At 36.7% G+C, this 20,387-nt stretch carries 10 protein-coding genes and 1 riboswitch; of the genes, 9 read left to right on the top strand and 1 reads right to left on the bottom strand.

Annotated features, from left to right (window positions below; translation table 11 throughout):
- Nucleotides 1-43 precede the first annotated feature (43 nt).
- From BEN26_RS11735 to BEN26_RS11715, 5 genes are all read left to right on the top strand, one after another.
- On the top strand, nucleotides 44-2,122 hold the full coding sequence (locus BEN26_RS11735; RefSeq protein ID WP_069799755.1) for a stalk domain-containing protein: 2,079 nt from the start codon (nucleotides 44-46) through the stop codon (nucleotides 2,120-2,122).
- A gap of 94 nt (nucleotides 2,123-2,216) precedes the next feature.
- Nucleotides 2,217-5,711: an S-layer homology domain-containing protein gene (locus BEN26_RS11730; RefSeq protein WP_069799753.1), complete on the top strand. Its 3,495-nt coding sequence runs from the start codon at nucleotides 2,217-2,219 to the stop codon at nucleotides 5,709-5,711.
- A gap of 139 nt (nucleotides 5,712-5,850) precedes the next feature.
- Complete coding sequence (locus BEN26_RS11725) at nucleotides 5,851-8,403, top strand: stalk domain-containing protein (RefSeq protein WP_069799751.1); 2,553 nt, start codon at nucleotides 5,851-5,853, stop codon at nucleotides 8,401-8,403.
- Nucleotides 8,404-8,525: 122 nt separating this feature from the next.
- A complete protein-coding gene (locus tag BEN26_RS11720; RefSeq protein ID WP_069799750.1) occupies nucleotides 8,526-9,803 on the top strand; it encodes a stalk domain-containing protein in 1,278 nt (425 codons plus the stop codon).
- A gap of 31 nt (nucleotides 9,804-9,834) precedes the next feature.
- Complete coding sequence (locus BEN26_RS11715; protein ID WP_069799747.1) at nucleotides 9,835-10,329, top strand: hypothetical protein; 495 nt, start codon at nucleotides 9,835-9,837, stop codon at nucleotides 10,327-10,329.
- Nucleotides 10,330-10,388: 59 nt separating this feature from the next.
- Here the strand turns inward: BEN26_RS11715 and BEN26_RS11710 are convergent, their stop codons facing one another.
- Nucleotides 10,389-10,664 (bottom strand): DivIVA domain-containing protein, encoded by a 276-nt coding sequence (locus BEN26_RS11710; RefSeq protein WP_069799745.1) that lies wholly within the window; start codon nucleotides 10,662-10,664, stop codon nucleotides 10,389-10,391.
- Nucleotides 10,665-10,894: 230 nt separating this feature from the next.
- Between BEN26_RS11710 and BEN26_RS11705 the strand changes: the two genes are divergently transcribed.
- From BEN26_RS11705 to BEN26_RS11690, 4 genes are all read left to right on the top strand, one after another.
- Nucleotides 10,895-11,113, top strand: coding sequence for an alpha/beta-type small acid-soluble spore protein (locus BEN26_RS11705; protein ID WP_068726317.1), 219 nt, complete (start codon nucleotides 10,895-10,897; stop codon nucleotides 11,111-11,113).
- Nucleotides 11,114-11,455: 342 nt separating this feature from the next.
- Nucleotides 11,456-12,682, top strand: coding sequence for a copper amine oxidase N-terminal domain-containing protein (locus tag BEN26_RS11700; RefSeq protein WP_069799743.1), 1,227 nt, complete (start codon nucleotides 11,456-11,458; stop codon nucleotides 12,680-12,682).
- Nucleotides 12,683-12,899: 217 nt separating this feature from the next.
- Nucleotides 12,900-14,111, top strand: a complete 1,212-nt coding sequence (gene metK, locus BEN26_RS11695; protein ID WP_069799741.1) for a methionine adenosyltransferase — start codon at nucleotides 12,900-12,902, stop codon at nucleotides 14,109-14,111.
- A gap of 256 nt (nucleotides 14,112-14,367) precedes the next feature.
- A riboswitch (cyclic di-GMP riboswitch) is annotated at nucleotides 14,368-14,458 on the top strand.
- 15 nt (nucleotides 14,459-14,473) lie between these two features.
- Nucleotides 14,474-20,176: a DUF6531 domain-containing protein gene (locus BEN26_RS11690; RefSeq protein WP_181482284.1), complete on the top strand. Its 5,703-nt coding sequence runs from the start codon at nucleotides 14,474-14,476 to the stop codon at nucleotides 20,174-20,176.
- Nucleotides 20,177-20,387: the final 211 nt, after the last annotated feature.

The following is a 20,387-nucleotide window of genomic DNA, read 5'->3' as shown; positions in this document are numbered from 1 at the left end:
GATATACTATTCATAAAAGTTATTGTAGAAAGGATTTAGCTATATGAATAAAAAGTGGTTTACTCTCATTTTTGTCATCATGATCGTATTTAGTTTTACTCCTCAACTTTCTTTTGCAAACCCTTCTCTACAAAAAGGGATGATTGAAGTAGATGGTATTCGTCAGGATATGGATTATCTATTTAACAATCATAAGGTATATCTACCCCTAAGTGCAATTGCAAAGAAACTTGAAATTACATCTAGATGGAATAGTGGAACGAATACAATTACACTTTTTTATCCAGACCAAAGAAAAGTAAACATTAAAGTAAAGTCAAAGCAATTTTACAAAGAAGGTTTATGGAGAAAATTAGACATTGTTCTATTCAAAGGGACTACATATATATCTCTAAATGAATTAAGACCCTTAATTGAACGACAAGTCCATTGGGAAGAGGATACAAAAACACTCTTTATTTATATGTATGCCTATCAACAATTAGGACAATCCATAAATAATGATCTACCTTATCAAGGGCTAGATGTAATAGGGAATCAGATTCAATTTAAAAGCGAAGATTTACCTCAGGCTAGTTGGAGTCTGAATGGAGACTTAACAGATTTTCGGTTGATTGGAAATACGAAACAAACGAATATGGAAGAATTCCGTTATGTAGCATTTTATCAGCTAAATCAAACCATCAGTCAATTGGTGATTACGCAAAGAAAGCTGCCAAATGGAGACCAAATCTTTTTTATTAAAGCCTATTCACCTAAAGGAGATCAACAACTAAAAGTAAACATGGAAGATAATGAGCAAGTTTATGGTAGTCGCGCCTATCACTATATCGATCATGATCAATTACATACCTGGCTTTCAGAGGATGAATACCAATCTCAAGACACACTGAACATCAATGCAGGGGAATCATTAGATCAATGGTATATTTTAAGTAAAGAAAAGCTAGAAGTAGAGGATCCTTTTGTCAAAAGAGCATGGGAGATTAGTGAAAATTATCATAAGACGAATACTTGGGTTACAGCGGAGGGAACTCACCGCTATACTCCGATAGAATATCAAGATAAAGAAGAGTATCATAATAAAAATATCAGTTTACAGGCATCAGTGCCCATGCTATTGATCGAAACCTTACAAATCAAACCAAACCGCTTATTAGAGGACTTTGTAGATAATGCAAAGTTTACACTGATTAAGATGCAAAGGGAAGACGGTTTTTGGCGTGCAGGGGTAAATGCGGCTTATTTGAATCGAGCCTACGGACTAGGTCCCAATTATATTGATACCAGAATGTCAGTCGATGCCTCCTTATTCTTAATACGCTATGGATTGATGTATGATGATCAAGAAGCGCTTGAAAAAGGGATGCAGTTTAAAAACTATTTTAAACAATTAAAAGAAATAGGAATTGTTTATCAGCTTAATGGTGGTTATTTGTATCCCGACTATTACTCAGAACAGCAACGGGGTAAGACCTTGGTTTCTTTAAACCATGCCTTATATGAAATCAATTATTTATATGCTCTTTATCATTGGCTGCAAGATGAAGAGTCAAAACAGTTGGCAGATGAAATGCTCACGTTTATAGAAAATAGTGCAGATCATTGGGTGAAAGAAGATGGCGACCTTTATTACGCATTAAGTCCAGCTGGAAAGTATTATGGTGAAGATTACGTGAATATTACTTATATGGATTTATTTACAACTCAAGGAATTTTACGTTATTCAGGTGAAGACGATTCAATGATTACTAAACTATTTGCACAGAAGGGAAACTTCTTAGATCAGATCCAGTCATCAGAATATGAATCTCACTTGCATCTAAATCACCTTTTTGAAAAATTTGATCAATCCCATGGTGAAAAAGGGGACCTAGTTTTATCCTATCCATTAGAAGTAAAAGCGGCAAATGATGCAGAATTGGCCTATACGACCTTTGGTGCTTACCACTGGATGAAAGGGATAGAAAGTATTACATTTAAAGGGCAAAAGATCCCCTTAGACCCGAAGAAAAAGTATATGGTGGTCATAACAAACGACAAGCTTTACCTTTACGATCGTTCACCAGAAGACCCTTTGGTAAAAGTACAAGTTTGGACTGATCAGGGAAAGGAAGAATAGAGTGTGCAGAGACTCTTTTTTCTAAAAAGGGTTAAAGTTTACTGCTATTCTTCCGATATATATAGAAGACCAATTAGACGAGGGAGAGGATATGATGAATTATGCATTTAAGAAATGGTTAAGTCTTTTTATTGCATTAGCACTTGTCATTTCGTTAGTTCCTTTCACTGCTTTTGTCAAAGCAGAGGAGAGAGCACCAATTGTAATTACAGATCCATTGGGTACAGAACAACAACCGACACAGGTTAATAAGCCAACAATCAATATCACCGGTAGTGCCTATGGTGTTACCGATTTAGGTTATACCATCACCCAATATAGAATAGATAATGGGAGACTTATTGAGATTAAACATAAAGATGGGGCAGATAAGCCTGATATCTCAGGATCTAATTTTACCTTTAACGATGTTCAGTTATATGAAGGATTAAATGGAATTAAAGTATATGGTATTTATCAAGGCCAAACAGTATCAGATACGAAATATGTTGAATATACGAATCTACCATTTATCACTTCAGTTTTATATAATGATTCACAAGATTTAAGACAAGATAACAGGATTACAGATGATTTAACCTATAATAATAATCAAGTGATGCTAACAGGTAAGGTATATAATGCTGATTCGATCGTAGCTGTTGTTAATGGGGTTGAATACGATGGACTGTTAATGAAACTCCAGGATGAATTTGCCTTTACTGATCTTCCTTTACAATTAGGGAAGAATTCCATCACCATTCAAGCAGAGAATCAAACGAAAACTTATCCACTCACATTGGATGTTTATTATGAACCACAAGGAGTACCCTATATTCTTGGACAAGTAGATGGTCAAGATTTACTTCCATCTATGAATTTTTCTACTAAACCATTAACTGTTAGTGGCGACGTTTATAACTTTAATGATGCAAATGACCAGTTGAAGGTGACTTATAATGGTGGAAGTTTTATTATCACAAGAAATGATTTTGATAGTCAATCTACGATTAGTGGATCGATCGCTACAAATGACGGACAAACAACGAATTACACATTAACCAATGAAGGGGCGGATTCTTTTTCTCTTACATTTGATACGGTTAAACATCCTGATATCAATGAGCTTTCTTTTACGTTTACACTGGCAGATGGGACAACCTTTCAATCACAAACCTATAAATTAAAATATTTAAATACGTCTTCAAATTATGTGGTAAGTACATCTGGGCTTTCTGATACAGCAACGATTCGAACTCTAATCTTTTATATTACAACAAGTAATACGGTTACTGATTTAGATCAGTTCATCAATCATGTTTATGTGGATGGAAATGGCACAAGACAAACAAATGCTGTTCCAGTTGCCAATATCGATTCAACGAAAGCACCAACCTATAAAGTGACTGTTGATCTTCAACCAGGCGATAACTTTTTTGAAGTATATCCAGCAGCGCCAGAATCAGAAAATATGGAAATCTATACTGTTCAATATGTAAGTACTCCTGACGTTAAGATTACCAACTTGGTTAATGGAGATCGAATCGGGGGAACGGATGGTTTAAATATTGATACAATGATAGGGCAATTTATCAATATTCCTACAACTGAAATGGACAATATGACCATTACTGTTGAAAATGCGTATGGAAGCACGGTTTATACAAATCAAAGCGCTCTTTTAACAATCGATAAAACAAATGGAACCTTTTCGTTTAGCCTCGCAGATTTAGGTGTAGGAGCCAATGAAATTACGATTGAGGTAACAGATGGAGCGGTAAGAACAAAGACGAAGCTAACTTTATTCTACTTTAAAGGTGATGGCCCATTTGTTGATATTACTCCAAGTGTAAGTAGTCGATATACGCTGACTGAAACAGACACCAATACCTTTGAGACTGATTCTAGGTATATTGACTTGACGATGAACTTTAATAATGCAAAGGAATTGGTCTTCTATTACAATGGTCAACGAGCAGTATATATTGATGTACAAAATGATAAAGTATATCCAGAAGCAACTGGTAACGACATTTATCTTAAGTTAGACTTGACGAACAACAAGGTAGTAACTGATCGATCCATACGTCTAAATGATGGGGCGAATACCTTTGAAATTGAAGCAATTAGTCAAGATGGATCTTCAAAAAGTGCCAAAATATATGTTACTCGCTCACCACAACCGGTGAAATTGATTCAACCCGTTTTACCTGACCAAAAAGTAGTGAATAGTAACTTTATTGAAGTGATCATTGAAGCAGAAGCTGAGCAAGTGATCATAGGTAAAACAGAAGCAGTAGCTGAAACAATTAGTGATAGTGAGGCAAAACAATTTAAAGCTGACGTTTTCTTAAAGAACGGTAAGAATAAAATTACCTATACTGTAGTTAGAAATGGTAATAGTAGTAAATATCAGTTTGAGATTTATTATGCAGCCACACCGAAAGAAGGAGCCAGGTATAAAGAAGTTTTCACAGGTAAAGGGAAAATGGATGTCTTTGATAAAAAGGTGCTGCTTGAATTTCCAAAGAATACCTGGTTGATTGAAAAAGGAAACTCTTCAATCGTCGATTATAAGGCTGATGAGTATTTAGATTTTAGTATTGTTAATCGAAAAACAGGACAACGAATTATTTGGGATGGTGACGAGTATACCTTTGAAGATTTTAATGGGATTTGGGATAGATATATGAAATATTATATTCTCCCACCAGATAATACAGGGTATGCAGGTCAATTGTATTGGATTGAGGCAAACGGAGATCTTACTAATGTGGATGCAGGGCTGATTCCTAATAACCAAGGGGAAATAACGATTCAATTTGATCAAAGTATTCGTGATGATGCGCAAAACTTGTTAGCGATCTACCATTTTGATCCAGAGAAAAGAGAGTGGGTCAATTTAGGTGGGGTCGTGAATACAAAGGCAAAAACAGTAACAGCACCGATTAATGAATTTGGATATTATACAGTAATGGCAAAAAGAGGAAGTTTTAACGATATTGTTAAACATCCTTGGGCAGCAAACTATCTACAAACCATGTATTCTAAGGGATTAATGATTCCTGCAGAACGTAATCGTTTTGGTGCTGACCTATTAACTACAAGAGGAGAACTAGCAACACTTCTTGTTAAAGCATTAGATATTCCAATCGATGCAGGTCCATATGATGACCGAGGAAGACCGATTAATCCAACATTTAAAGATGTCAGTCCATTATTGGATCCAGATCCAGAGTTTTATTCTTATGAATATATTGAAACAGCTGCTCGGGCAGGAATTATTCGTGGTGAAAGTGATGGACTCTTTAACCCAGACGGCTATTTAACCCGGGAACAAGCGGCAACGATGATCGCTCGTGCAGCCAATTTAAAGATTACTTCTAATGCAGAACGTTCTAAATTAAATTTAGCAAAAATGTTTGCTGACGGAGCAAGTATCAACCTTTATGCTGCACCCTATATTGAAGCGGTGATTAAAGCAAAAGTCATGAGTGGTAGTCAATCAGGAGATAGTATTGTCTTTAATCCAAGATCATTCATGTCTCGGGCTGAAGCAGCGGCCATCTCATACCGCTTAATGCAAAAGCTAAAAAAATTACCTAAATAAAAATGAAGAATTAGAGGGCCTTTCATCAAAGAAAGGCTTTCTTTTTATTATTGCTACTTTTTTTTCTAGCAACTTTTCATTTTTTTGTACGTCTATATGGTAGAGAAATTCTAAAAAAGGTAGGGAGAGGTAGCAAAAAATGAAAAAACGGTTGCAAATCTTAGCTAAAGTAACCACTGTACTGGCTATGCTACTATCCATGTTTCCTTCTATTCATGGAGCAATAGCAGCTGAGAGTGTCCCAAGTGGAAATCTAGTATCTTCGGAATGGATTACTGCTGGCGCAAAACTAGAGAAGTGGAATTGGAAGACTTCTACAGGTAGTGTTAAAATCAATCTGATCGAAGTAGATTTGAAGAATCCTTATATTAAAGTAGATACGATGGTGGGTAAAGAGGGGATGACCGGTAATAAGCAACGCCCGATCAATATGGCCAAAGAAACTGGAGCCGTTGCAGCGGTGAATGGCGACTTTTTTACACTTGCCGCAGAGGGTGCTCCGTTTGGTGCGACGATTCAAAATGGACAAATGATTACATCTCCAGGCTATATTCATTCCAAAAATGCATTGATGATTGATCAAAATGGAGTTCCTTTTATTGACCGTTTAGATTTTGATGCAGAAGTAACAACAGAAGATGGAAGTAAGTTTCAATTGTATGGAGTGAACAAAACCCAATATAACTCAGGCTTCCGTTTTAGTGGTAATAGCCACCAAAATCGACTTCATATGTACACAGATAAATGGAATATGAAGAATTGGGTAGGTGATGCTTTAGGCGAGTATACGATTGTATTAGTCGAGAACGGAATAGTAACGCAAATGCTAGATAATCAGGCTGTTGATGAAATCCCAAATGGTGCCTACTTATTATTAGGACATGGTGAGGCTCAAGTCTTTTTAAAACAGCATGTTCGTATAGGTGAAACGATCCAAGTAGATTTTAAGCTTAATCCTGATCAAAAATGGTTAACAGCAATTGATGGTTCAACTCTATTAGTAGATGAAGGACAAAAGGCAAAAATCACTTATGAGATTAAAGGAAACCACGCACGTACAGCAGTTGGTTATTCTCAAGATAAGCGCTATCTATATCTGGTTACAGCAGAAAAAAGCAAAGACAGTGTTGGGATGACATTAGATGAACTGAGTACCTTTTTAATCCACCGTGGTGTCTGGAAAGCGGTCAATCTAGATGGTGGCGGCTCGACAACAATGGTTGCTCGTGGTTTAGGTACTTTTAATCTATCAGATGTTACTATTCCTCAATATGGGGTTGAGAGAGAGGTTCCTAATGCCTTAGCTATATTTAGTACAGCACCAAAAGGAAAGTTATTAGGTGGGCAGGTTTCCTTACCAAAGGGCGCTTTGCAGGGTGAAACCCTTACCGCCCAGATCACTCGTGCTTATGATGAATATTACAATCCAATCGATCCAAAAGAAGTAAGCGTTCAGTGGGATGTAGCAACAGGTGTTCAGCAAAATAAAGAGAATCCGTTTAACTTTATCTTTAACCAACAAGGGACATTTAATATCAAATCATCCCTTGGACAAACCACACAAACCCATCAGATAAAAGTTTATAGTAAGGAAGATCTAAAGCTAATTAAGATTGATCAAGATATAATCCGTATCAATACAGGCGAATCCTTGAAACCAACTGTAACCATGAGCTTCACTGACGGTTCTAAACGCTCCGTAGATACCAAGCTATTAAAATGGCAGTTAATTGGAGCAAAAGGTAGTGTACAAGCAGATGGTACTGTTACGGGCTCCGAAGCATCAGTAGGAATGCTGATAGCAAGCTATCAAGGGTTTAGTACAGCTGTACCTGTAGTGATTGGTACTCAAACAGAAGGAAAAGTGATTGATCAGTTTGACCAACCTGGTATTTATTTAATTCAAGGATTAAAGGGGATTGGCACAGGTTCTTTTAAATCAGGAACATTTACTTATGATTTTGGTAATTCTAGTGATCTTCGTATTGTCTATCTTCAGTATGGAACCGTAGGTAAGTATGTGGGGGGAGAACCAGCTTTCTTAACACTGGATGTAAAAGGGGATAATAGTGGCCATTGGCTCCGGACTGAGATTAGGGATAAAAACGGAAAAGTCTATTATGTTGATCTAGCGAAAAAGGTAGATTGGATAGGTTGGAAAACCTTAACTGTTCCTGTGCCAAAGGGAGTCGCTTATCCACTTACGTTGAAAAGTATCTATGTTGTTCATCAAGAAAATGCAACGGATCAAACGCCTAACCAAGGACAGCTCTCTTTTGCCAATTTACAAATAAAAGAGTGGAATAAAGCTGAAATCGCTGAGAAACCTACATTAAAATTTACGTTAAATCAAAAGCAAGTACTCGTTGGAAATGAGAAAAAAAGCTTAGATCAAGCACCGATCATTGTAAATGGAAGGACATTTTTACCCCTCCGTGCTTTTTCTGAATTATTAGGTGGACAGGTAAATTGGTTTAGCTCCGAACAAAAGGCTGAAGCGATCAACGATTATAAGGTTCTTGATTTTTGGTTGAAACAATCCTACATGAGCCAAAATGGAGAACGAAAAGCATTAGATGTGGCCCCATTTGTTCGAAATGGAAGAACGATGCTGCCTGTCCGTGCATTAAGTGAGGGATTTGGATTATATATTTATTATGACAGTAAAACACAAAGTATTACGGTGAATTGATAGATTTAGAAAAAGAATAACAAAATATTGAAATGTTGGAAGGGGTATAGTAGGCAGATGATTTTGGTGGTAGAATAGGATTAGTTTATGTGATTCTATTAAACTGCAAAGGGGAAAAAATGGTGGAACAAAGAAAGAGAACCCATCGTAACAAATATTTACACAAGAAATTCTTAGCTAGTTTCTTAATTGTAGCCATGTCACTGATTCTTTTAATCAATCTTCAGTCATCTGTCTTTGCTTCTAATACAGAATTTTATAGAGATCGGGTAGCGGTCATTATGTACCATCATATTGATTCAAACTTTAAAAGTAGTGCTACCATTACACCAGAGCTATTTCAAAGCCAAATTGAGTATCTTGTAGAACAAGGATATAACTTCATTTCGATGCAACAATTTGAGGATTTTCTTTACAATAAAGGGTCTATACCAATTAATAGTGTACTCATTACTTTTGATGATGGATATGAAAGCTATTATAATTATGCTTATCAAATATTAAAAAAGTACAATATACCCTCTACTAATTTTGTGATTGGCGAGTGGATTGATAAACCCAATGGATTACCACGATTGACGAGTGAGGAAATGCTAGAGTTGTCGAAAGATCCATTAGCAGATTTACAAAGTCATAGTTATGGTTTGCATAGAAAAACGAGCGAAGATCATCCTAAGCCTTTTTTGACAACAAAATTATCTATCGATCAATACATCGAGTCACAAAGTGACTATGAGAAGCGAATTCAGGATGATTTGGAATTAAACCGAGAAGTGATTGAAAATATTACAAATAAACATGTATATGCCTTTGCTTATCCCTTTGGAGCTTATAATCAGGATAGTGTTTCTACATTAAAAAAAGTAGGCTATCAATTGGCCTTTACATTGAGAAAAGGAATGGCAGACCGAAGAACAAATCCATTTTTAGTTCCGAGAATCAATGCGGGTAACCCAACCATTACACCAGAAAAACTACATGAAGCCATCTTAGCTTCTCATCCAGCTAACAAAATAGTCAAAATTCAACCAGCGAAGGAGAATACGTTAGTACAGCCAACCGTTTATGTGAATGGTAAATTCGTTAATTTCCCCGAGCAAAAGCCATTTATTAATAACGGTTTAACTATGGTACCAGTTAGATACGTGAGCCAAGAATTACAAGCGTATGTTTTTTGGGATGGGACGACCCAAACGATTACTATTATAAAAGGATATGAAGTTATAGAATTACGGATCAATGACCGAAACGTAAGGGAACAAGACCAAGTGATCACCTTAGAATCTCCAGCGATGTTATATAATGGTCAAACCATGGTTCCACTTCGATTCATTAGTGAAGCCTTTCATGCGAAGGTGGAATGGGATGGAACAAATAAAACGGTACGAATCTATCAATAATCTATACAAATTTGTTAAAAGGAGATTGAATATGAGTAATAAGGTGAAATTAGGTTTAGGTATTGGTGCTTTGATTTTAGCTGGGTCGATTGTCACCACAGCTATGGCTGGTGAAACAAGTGAACCAGGATCGCAAGAGGATCCGCTCGTAACAAAAAGTTATGTCGATCAACAAATCAACTTACTTAAGCAAGGCGATTTACCAAGTGGACAACCTACTGATGGGGAAGAAACAATGAAAGTTGCACCGATTATTGTCTTAAATTTAAAAGCTGGTGACTTGTTAGTAGGGAATGCAGGAACAGAAATGATTCTGCGTGCAGGTACAGCGACAGCCTATAGTAAAGATGCAAATGGGATACCTGACGTGACTGGTGCTACGGATCTGAAGAATGGTACAAAAATCCCGTTAAACCATCAATTGATTTATCCTAGAAACGATGGTCGTGGTGTTAAGATTGTGAGTGGCACAGCTGTAGTCATGGTTCGCGGGGAATATGAAGTAGTTAGCGAAAATGTTAAATAAGATTGAACGATAAGAACGAAAAAGGCCACCTTTATAGGTGGTCTTATGTTTTTAATGCATTACAAAAATCTTGTCTTCTTCTCTAAGATTTCTACCCGTTTTACTAAATCCTGTAATGTAATGGACTCTTCAGGGGTTGGTGCTGGTGCATGATAGCTTTGACGAGTCGTATTGGATTTTAATTGTTGATTTTCTTTTTTTAGAGCCTTATTTTCCTCGATGAGTCGGGAATAATCTTGAATCACTTGGTCAAGGAATTCATTCACTTCATCCACATCATATCCACGAAGCGAACGCTTAAATTCTTTTTCAAAAATATCTTCAGGTGTTAACATAGCCTTAACTCCTTTTATATTTTCCTTTTTTTAAAGGATAACATAAATAGAGCTTTTTTCAAATACTATATGATTCTTAGTCTTCGATGATCCTTTAACAGGCTTAGTCAATTTTAACCTATAGTACCACTATCTTAAAGGATTTGAACGTGTTATTCTCGGTCATACTATGATTACCTCATCAAATAACCAACTAAAGTGACGACTTCCTTTGAAAGGAGGTGATCAAGATGGCCAAAGGACAATGGGGCAGACAACAACTAGTACCAGAAGCCCATCAAGCATTAGATAATATGAAATATGAAATTGCTGGAGAGATGGGGCTTCCTGTTTACCAAGGAAGTGAAGATTACTGGGGTCAGCTCTCTGCAAGGGATTGTGGAGCAGTAGGTGGCGCCATGACCAAAAGATTGGTTGAAAGTGCTGAACAATTCATGAAAGGATTATAATAAAGGATTACAATAATCGTTTACACATTTTACAACATTTTAAAACAATTTGAATACCTACCTGTTGCTTAGAGGCTTATTGGTTTGGAGATACCAATAGGCCTTTTTTTAGTATGTAAATAGGATGAAATATTATACATAAAGTCCCAAACAAAAAAAATATGTTAGTCCATTGGAACGATTTATGGAACAACCTATATACTGTTAAGCAATAAAGGAATATAATAAAGAAAACTTGGCTTATGCCAAGCCTTTGGCGAAGGTAGAAGTCTTAGTTGCACTTATACTTTTTAAGTGTAAGAAAAATATTAGAAATGATTACCATGAGGAGGAAAAAGTGTGATGGGGAAGAAAATCATCTTACCTATTCTTTTGACATTAACGCTTGTATTGACTCCGTTTATCGGAGGAATTGTATCTGCTGAAGAAACAAACACAACCAATACAACACAGGATACAACAATAAATACAGATACATCATCAGATTCAACTAGTCCTACATTAGAGAATGAACAAAATGAATCAGATGATGCAGATCTTGAAGAAAATGAAGACGTAGAAAAGGATGACGAAGCAATCGAAGAAGACGTAGATGAAGATGAGAATGGTGACAATGAAAAGAATGGTGACAATGAAAATGGTAAAGATAAACAAATGAAAAAACTTCAAAAAGACATCAAGAAACTTGAGCATGAAATGGAAAAGGCTCTTGAAAAAGTAAATGAAAAAGCAAAAGAGCAAATGCAACGAAAAGTGGAAGAGTTAAAACAAAATATGGAAGAGAAATGGTTACCTTTATTAGAGGAACTAGCTAACCAAGAAAACACAGAACAATCGATTCAAGCTACCTATGAATATGTACAGTCCTTATTAAATCAAAATGAATTAACTGAGAAAGAACAAGAAGATGCGCAAGAACTTATGGAAAGCTTAGAAGAGGAATTAAAAGGTGAATTAGAAGGATTAGAAGAGGTAGGAAATCTTGAAGACATCGAATTACCTACTTCAAAGATAGAAGCATATAAACAGTTAATGGAAATGTATAAATTGATGGACAAAGATCAAGATGCATTAGAGGCTCAAGAGCAAATTCTAGGATTTACGAAAGGCTCTAAAGATGAAGTAAAAAAATTAATTGAGCTTTACAAAGAAACAAATAAGAAAGAATTAAAAGCATTTGTAAATGGTAAGCAACCACAATTTGATGTTCCACCTCAATTAGTAAATGGCAATACGCTTGTTCCTTTTAGGGCGATTGCAGAAGCATTGGGTGCAGAGGTTAGTTATGATCCTGAAACAAGAACAATCACAGTAAAACAAGGTGATGTAAGTGTTTCCTTTGTCTTAAATCAAAAACAAGCAAAAGTAAATGGCCAAATCATTCAGCTACAGGTACCTGCCACAACCGTTAATGGCAATACAGTTGTACCTTTAAGATTTATTAGTGAAAGTCTTGGTGCGGATGTGGAATATGATTCTGATACTCAATTAATTTTTGTAGATAACCAAGATCAAGTAACAACTGAACCGTCAACTGAAACAACAACTGAGACTCAACCAGTACAGTAAAACATAAATATAATCGTAAGTAAAATTTCAAGTGAAAATGGTTGACAGTCTTTCTTACTTCTTATAATATAGATTGTTGAATGGATCTCTTATTCAAAATCTATTTAAACATAAGAGGTAAGCTTGAGTATAAAAAGCCTTTCCTCTAAAGGAAAGGCTTTTTTGCATGAGTATCATAACAATAGATGTACATACTAATTTTAAGGGAGGTTTTCATATGGCGTTACAAAAAGGTCGTCATTTATTCACTTCTGAATCTGTGACTGAGGGCCATCCAGATAAAATTTGTGATCAAATTTCCGATTCAATCCTTGATGCGATTCTTGAAAAAGATCCCAATGCTCGTGTTGCGGCAGAAACCTCTGTAACAACTGGATTGGTTTTGGTGGCGGGAGAAATTACAACAAGCTGCTATGTTGACATTCCAAAAATTGTTCGTGAAACGATCCGAAATATTGGCTATACAAGAGCAAAATATGGCTTTGATGCAGAAACCTGTGCTGTCTTAACTTCAATTGATGAACAATCTCCAGACATTGCGGTAGGTGTTAACCAAGCGTTAGAATCTCGTGAAGGGCAAATGTCTGATGAAGAAATTGAAGCGATTGGTGCTGGAGACCAGGGTTTAATGTTTGGGTTTGCAGTCAACGAAACACCTGAATTGATGCCATTACCTATCTCACTAGCCCACCAATTAGCTCGACGTCTTACTGAAGCAAGAAAAGAGGGAATCTTAGACTATTTACGTCCAGATGGCAAAACGCAAGTGACTGTTGAATATGAAGGAGACAAGCCAGTTCGTATTGATACAATTGTTATTTCAACACAACATCATCCTGAAGTAACAAATGAACAAATTAAAGCCGATCTTCATAAATATGTGATTAAACCAGTGGTACCAGCAGAATTATTAGATGATAAAACAAAGTATTTTATCAATCCAACAGGCCGTTTCGTGATCGGAGGACCTCAAGGTGATGCAGGATTAACAGGTCGTAAAATCATCGTTGATACCTATGGTGGTTATGCTCGCCATGGTGGTGGAGCATTCTCTGGTAAGGATCCAACAAAGGTTGACCGTTCTGGTGCTTATGCTGCCCGCTATGTTGCGAAAAACATTGTTGCTGCAGGATTAGCGGATAAATGTGAAGTTCAAGTTGCTTACGCGATAGGTGTGGCTCAACCTGTATCGATTAGTATCGATACATTTGGTACTGGAAAAGTAGATGAAAACATCCTTGTTGAATTAGTTCGTAAACATTTTGATTTACGCCCTGCAGGGATTATTAAACAACTTGATCTTCGCCGTCCAATTTACCGTCAAACAGCTGCATATGGCCACTTTGGTCGTCATGATCTTGATCTACCATGGGAGCGTACAGATAAGGCAGAAGTCTTAAGACAAGAAGCAATGGCTTACGCAAAATAACAAAAGAACAGAATTTAATCTACACGATGACTTAAATAAAAGATAATATACGCAAAAATCCTTCTCTTTTTAGACGAGAAGGATTTTTTTATTTGCACTTTATATTTCTTACAATAGGAACAAATGACTAGGAATATATTACCTGTTTTGAAATGGTAAAATAGGAATAAAGAACCAATATAAGGAATTTTAGGAGAAAAAGATTGCCAAAATTATGACAATACTCTACTATAAATTACATAAAGTATACATTTATTACCGATAAAGGCAAACTAATTGAAAGATGGGGGCGCAAAGCCATGGGTTTAAAGTCGAATGTTGTTGTCTAAGATCGCCAGGTTACCGAAGGGAGAAACAAAGGGATGAAACAATTGCCTCGTAAGTCTATCATTATTTTACTATCATTTTTTGTCTTTTTTAGCAGTTTAACCATTCAGCCAAAAAACACGATAGCTTTTGGGGACACTGATCCAACATTTATGGATCCAGCATCTTTATTAAGTTTACTACCACAAAGGAATGAAGATCCTCGTTCCATGCAAAATCCACTTCAGGGAGTAGTACCTCAATTTCCTTCCATACCTTCAACAGAGATTCAAACACAAGAACCACCAATACGAAGTCAACAATCGAATGCACCTATTTTTGAAAATGATAAGAAACCAGATGTAGATATCACCACAGGATATTTGAAATTTTCAGAGAAGGAGTTAAACTTACCTGGCATTGGCTATGACTTTGTGTTAGAGCGAGCCTATTCTAGTAATGATCAAGAAGTAGGACCTTTTGGTCGTGGTTGGAAGTACCCATTAGATTCCAAATTGCAAATGTATGCAGATTTTCATATGGGAGAATTTCGCTTCGATGGCAGTACAAGAACCTTTCCATTTATAAAAGATGATCCTGAAGCATTTGTAACAAGCTATGATGGGGATGAAATGACCAATTATGAATTAGATAAAGGTCATTTTGAGGAAGTTGATGGCGATCAGCTGCAACGAAATAGCCAATATGAATATATCGTTACCACAGATAAAGGGAGCAAGATTACTTATTATGGTTATCATGCACCATGGAGAGAAAATCAGGATCCCAAAGAAGGGAAAATGATTGAGCAACAAGATCGCTTTGGGAACTCTACGAAATATAGCTATGATAGTCAAGGCCAGTTAATCAAAGTAACAGATACAACAGGAAGATTGATCCGGTTCACATGGGCAAATGGGCTGATCACTGAAATGATTGATCCCATGGGTCAAAAAACCTCCTATCAATATGACGGAGAAAAAAGACTGATTAAAATTACAAAACCAGACCTTTCTACTATTCAATACTCCTATGACAGCAACCATCGTATTCATTCAAGGATCGATGAAGAAGGGGTAACAACAACATACAGCTACAATAGTCAAAATCAAGTAACCTCAATCAAAAATTCCAATAACATCATGTCATATACCTTTACTTATTCTTCAGGGAAAATACAGATGAAAAATGCATTACAGCAGGAATGGACTTATTTTGTTGAAAACGAAAAGATTATTCGCGAAATCAATCCACAACAAGAAGAAAAAACCTATACTTATGATGAAAAAGGAAATCTACTCAAAATCAGCTCACCTCAAGGAACCATTTCCTACAGCTATGATAACAAAGGGAATAAAAAAAGTGAAACAAATCTAAATGGTGGAGTAACCACCTATGAATACCACGATAAGTGGGATCTACCTACAAAAATTGTCGATCCTCTAGGTGGAGTGACCCAATTTACTTATGATGAAAAAGGAAATATTGTAAAGCGTATCGATGCGAATGGTGATCAAGCTTCATTTGGGTATGATGAAAGAGGATTAATGAAGTGGGGAGAAGATGCATTAGGAAATCGTACTCAATTCAATTATGATTCATTTGGAAATATTACTGAGGTTATAAATCCATTAGGAGAAAAAACAACTTATACGTATGATCTTTTAGGGCGGTTAACAGAGGAAATCAAACCAGATGGAACGGTAACCAAAATGAATTATGATCCGGTTGGTAGACTAACTAGACTAGATGCTGGATCAGGTAGTGTTTATCAATATGACTATGATAAAACAGGTCGACTAACCAAAATAACAGATCCTCTCGGCAATGAAACCTCTTATTCTTTTGACGAAAAGGGAAATGTCACTAACTATATCGATTCACTCGGAAGGGTTTATGAATATCAGTATGATTTGACAGGGAAAATCAAATCGATTAATCAGCCAATGGGAAAAACAACAACATTTGAGCGTGATTTATTAGGACGATTGACAAAAGTAGATGATGGGAAGCACACTGTTTCCTATGAATACGGTCCTTATGGTCTCACAAAAATGACCACTTTGGCAGGCGTTTTTACATATCACTACGATCAAAATGGACAAGTTAGTCAAATCACGGATGCCCTTCAGCGAACCCTCACCTACCAGTACAACAAAAAGGGGCAGCTAATACAAATCGTAGATCCCTTAGGAAGAAAAACGTCTTATTCCTATGATCTAGTAGGGAGAAAAATAGCAGAGACGTTGCCAAATGGGAATACCATTCAATATAAATACAATGATGCTGGCTTGCTAGTTGAAATCATATACCCAAATCAGTCAAAAATCACTTACAAATATGATGCAGCAAGAAGATTGATCGAGAAAACAGAACGTGATGGAGGTGTTGAAACATATGCATATAATCTGAATGGTCAATTAAAAGAAGTTACCAATGCATTAGGCCAAAAGACAACTTATGTTTATGATGAACTAGGAAGATTAAAGCAAACGATTGATCCAAAAGGAGGAAAAACGTCCTTTACCTATAACGAATTAGGTTGGTTAACGACGATTACCGATCCTCTTGGACAAAAAACAAGCTACGAATACGATCATGGAGGAAGAATCATCAGTGTTACCAATCCAAAAGGAGATAAGAAAACCTTTGATTATGACTTGCTCAATCGTTTAGTTGCATTAACAGATGAGTTAGGTCGTTTGTACCAATGGGATTATGATGATTTAACCAATACGGTGATCTATACACGCCCAGATGGGAAGCAAACTACTTTTACCTACGATCAGCAGGATCAACTTACCTCAATGATCGATCCAATGGGTGCTAAAACGACGATAATCTATGATAAGTTTGGTAGGCAGTCAGAAATCATTGATCCATTGGGACAAAAAACTTCTTTGCAATACAATGTATTAGATCAAGTAACAGAACTAATTCGTCCTGACGGGAATAAATATCAATATATTTATGATGAATTAGGTCGTTTGAAACAAGTGATCGATCCTTTAGGATTAACGCAAACTTATTCCTACGATGAATATGGCAATCTTGCAGAGTTTGTAGATGAACGAGGGGCAACCACCCGCTTTACCTATGATGTCATGGGAAGGCAATCTACCATGGTCAATGCTCATGGCTATCAAACCACATGGGAATATAATCCACTTGGACAAGTAAGCAAAATCATTGATCCGCTGCAGCAAATAACGGAAATCAGCTATGATACTTTAGGTGGAATAAAGAGGGTCAAGCAACCAAATGGAGCCATCTCCAAATGGGACTACGATCTCCTAGGGCGCCCTATCAAACAAACGGATGCGCTTGGAAGAGTTACAAGATTTAAATATGATGAATTAGGAAACGTAATCGAATCACTCAATCCGCTTTGGGAAAAAACAACCTATGATTATGACGCATTAGGAAACCTATTATCGGTAACCGACCCTAAGGGAAACCAAACATCTTTTAGATATACGATCAATGGTCAAGTAGAGGAAATGGTTAATCCACTAGGCTACAAGACAAGCTACAAGTATGATGACAATGGTAGATTAACTGAATTAGTCGATCCCAAAGAAGCCGTTTATACCTATCAGTATGATGCACTAGGAAGAGTAACAGCTATCAAAGATCCATTAGGCTATATGGCCAAAATGGAGTATGATGCCTTAGGCCAATTGACTAAACAAATCGATCCGCTTGGTCATCAAAGGAGTATTACTTATGATGCTAACGGAAGAATCATAACCGACACCAATAAAAATGGACAAACTACTACCTTTTTCTATGATGATCTAAACGGAATCACCAAGGTGACTGATCCATTAGGCTCAAGCACCATCTATCGTTATGATCAATTAAAACAATTAACAGAGGAGATCGATCCTCTTGGTAGAAAAACAAGCTATCAATATGATCCACTTGGTAGATTAAGCATTCTGACCGATCCATTGGGATATACAGAGAAAATAGAATATAACCCAATCGGAGCCGTATCTAAATATACAGACAAAAATGGAAATACGGTTCAATATAAATATGACTTATTAGGCAATTTGCTATTAGTCAACGATCCACTAGGTGGCCAAGTCGAATATGAGTATGACGAGCTAAATCGAGTTAAAATCATAAGAAATCCACTAGGTGGAATCATTGAAAATGAATATGACTCCCAAGGTAATCTCGTAAAACAGATCGACTCAGAAGGGGGAAGATGGAGCTATCAATATGATGCTTTAGGTAGAAACATCGCTTCAATTGATCCATTAAATCGAAAGACAGAGTATGTTTATGACCCGAATGGAAATCTAACTTCTAACAAGAACCCAGTTGGTGCAAAAACCACCTATCAATACGATGCCTTGAATCGAATGATCACAATGGTCGATGCTGAAGGGGCGTCTTGGAACTATCAATATAACCCACTAGGACAACTGATTGCAGCTTTCAATCCTTATGGAGAAAAGTATACCTACAAGTATGATGCTGAAGGCAATTTATTAAGTCAAACTGATCCTTTGCAAAATCAAGTAGCTTATGAATATGATCAACTTGGACGACCTGTTAAAAGAATCGACCCAGCAGGATATGAAACGAGCTGGACCTATGACAAAGTAGGGAATTTAATAACAATAAAGGATGCTCTAGGTTATGAAACTCATTATGAATATGATGTCTTAAACCGTTTAATTTCTGAACAAACACCTATGGGAGCTAAAACTCGCTATCAGTATGATCCTGTGGGTAATCTTACAAAGATCATCGATCCCTTAGATCGTAAAACTCAATATGCTTATGATGCCAATAATCGACTAACTACAGTCCTTGATGCACTTAATGGAGAAACAAGCTATCAATATGACCCGGCAGGAAATCTCAAAAAAGCAATTGATGCAAACGGCCATGCTAGATCCTGGACCTATAATCTAAATAATCAAGTGATTATGGAAAGGGATCCATTAGGGAATCGAAGTCTATTTGAATATGATGCAGCTGGACAAATGATTCAAGCGATCAATGGAAATGGACAAGCAACAGATTACCGCTACAATCTAGCTGGACAAATCTCATCAATTGAATATGAAGGAGCAACTCTGAATTATCGCTATGATCAAGTTGGTCGAATTACCGAGATGAGTTCACCAACTTCAACCGATCGTTTTACCTATGATTTGCTCGGGAGAATCGTCCAACAAGACAATGTGACGATGAACAAAAGCATTTCCTATCAATATGATGCGGTTGGCAACCTTTTAAGTCTAACTAATAGTGAGGATCGTACAACTAGATATGCTTATGACAATCGTTATCTAATGACACAAATGATTGATCCAGATGACTCTGTCACCATCTTTGAATATGATGGACTTGGCAGAGAAACAGTACGCAAATTAGCAAATGGCAATACCATAGTCAAAAAATATAATCCTGACGGAACCTTAGATCAGATCGAAAACCGTAATCAAGATGGCATTATTTCATCCTTCAATTATGAATATGATGCATATGGAAATCGAATACGGCAAATTGAGGAAGATGGGGCAGAGACCAGATACATCTATGATGACCTAAATCGTCTGATTGAAGTAAACTATCCGTTAGAGAAGATCTTGTCTCTAAGAAAAGATCCCAACACTCCTCAGGATACAACAAAACAAAAAGATCTCAAACAAGATCAAGGTCCAACAGATCTAACAGATCCAACACAGAATGAGAAGAATAATAAGAAATCGGGTAGGAGGCTGGCCATTATTTGACCAGCCGACCTCCCACAGCACCGTACGTACCGTTCGGTATACGGCGCTTCCAAAGTTTACACGTCACTTCGCAGAATAACACTCGCTAAAACTTAGATATCCAGCTCGCTTAAATCGCTCGTTAGATAGGGCTTTTGTCAAGATAGGGCTATGAGCAGTACGCCAATAGCCTTTTCTTGTATTCGCCCACATCCACGCTTGCTCCTCACTC

The sequence above is a fragment of the Tepidibacillus sp. HK-1 genome (assembly GCF_001748485.2).
In the GTDB taxonomy this organism is placed as follows: domain Bacteria; phylum Bacillota; class Bacilli; order Tepidibacillales; family Tepidibacillaceae; genus Tepidibacillus_B; species Tepidibacillus_B infernus.
This window is presented reverse-complemented; position numbering and strand designations above follow the sequence as displayed.

What these genes read in the sequence shown, in the direction of transcription:
- BEN26_RS11705 (WP_068726317.1), top strand. Translation starts at nt 10,895, where the DNA reads ATGGCCAAAGGACAATGGGGCAGACAACAACTAGTACCAGAAGCCCAT.
- BEN26_RS11730 (WP_069799753.1), top strand. Translation starts at nt 2,217, where the DNA reads ATGAATTATGCATTTAAGAAATGGTTAAGTCTTTTTATTGCATTAGCA.
- BEN26_RS11690 (WP_181482284.1), top strand. Translation starts at nt 14,474, where the DNA reads ATGAAACAATTGCCTCGTAAGTCTATCATTATTTTACTATCATTTTTT.
- BEN26_RS11715 (WP_069799747.1), top strand. Translation starts at nt 9,835, where the DNA reads ATGAGTAATAAGGTGAAATTAGGTTTAGGTATTGGTGCTTTGATTTTA.
- BEN26_RS11725 (WP_069799751.1), top strand. Translation starts at nt 5,851, where the DNA reads ATGAAAAAACGGTTGCAAATCTTAGCTAAAGTAACCACTGTACTGGCT.
- BEN26_RS11700 (WP_069799743.1), top strand. Translation starts at nt 11,456, where the DNA reads ATGGGGAAGAAAATCATCTTACCTATTCTTTTGACATTAACGCTTGTA.
- metK (WP_069799741.1), top strand. Translation starts at nt 12,900, where the DNA reads ATGGCGTTACAAAAAGGTCGTCATTTATTCACTTCTGAATCTGTGACT.
- BEN26_RS11710 (WP_069799745.1), bottom strand. Translation starts at nt 10,664, where the DNA reads ATGTTAACACCTGAAGATATTTTTGAAAAAGAATTTAAGCGTTCGCTT.
- BEN26_RS11735 (WP_069799755.1), top strand. Translation starts at nt 44, where the DNA reads ATGAATAAAAAGTGGTTTACTCTCATTTTTGTCATCATGATCGTATTT.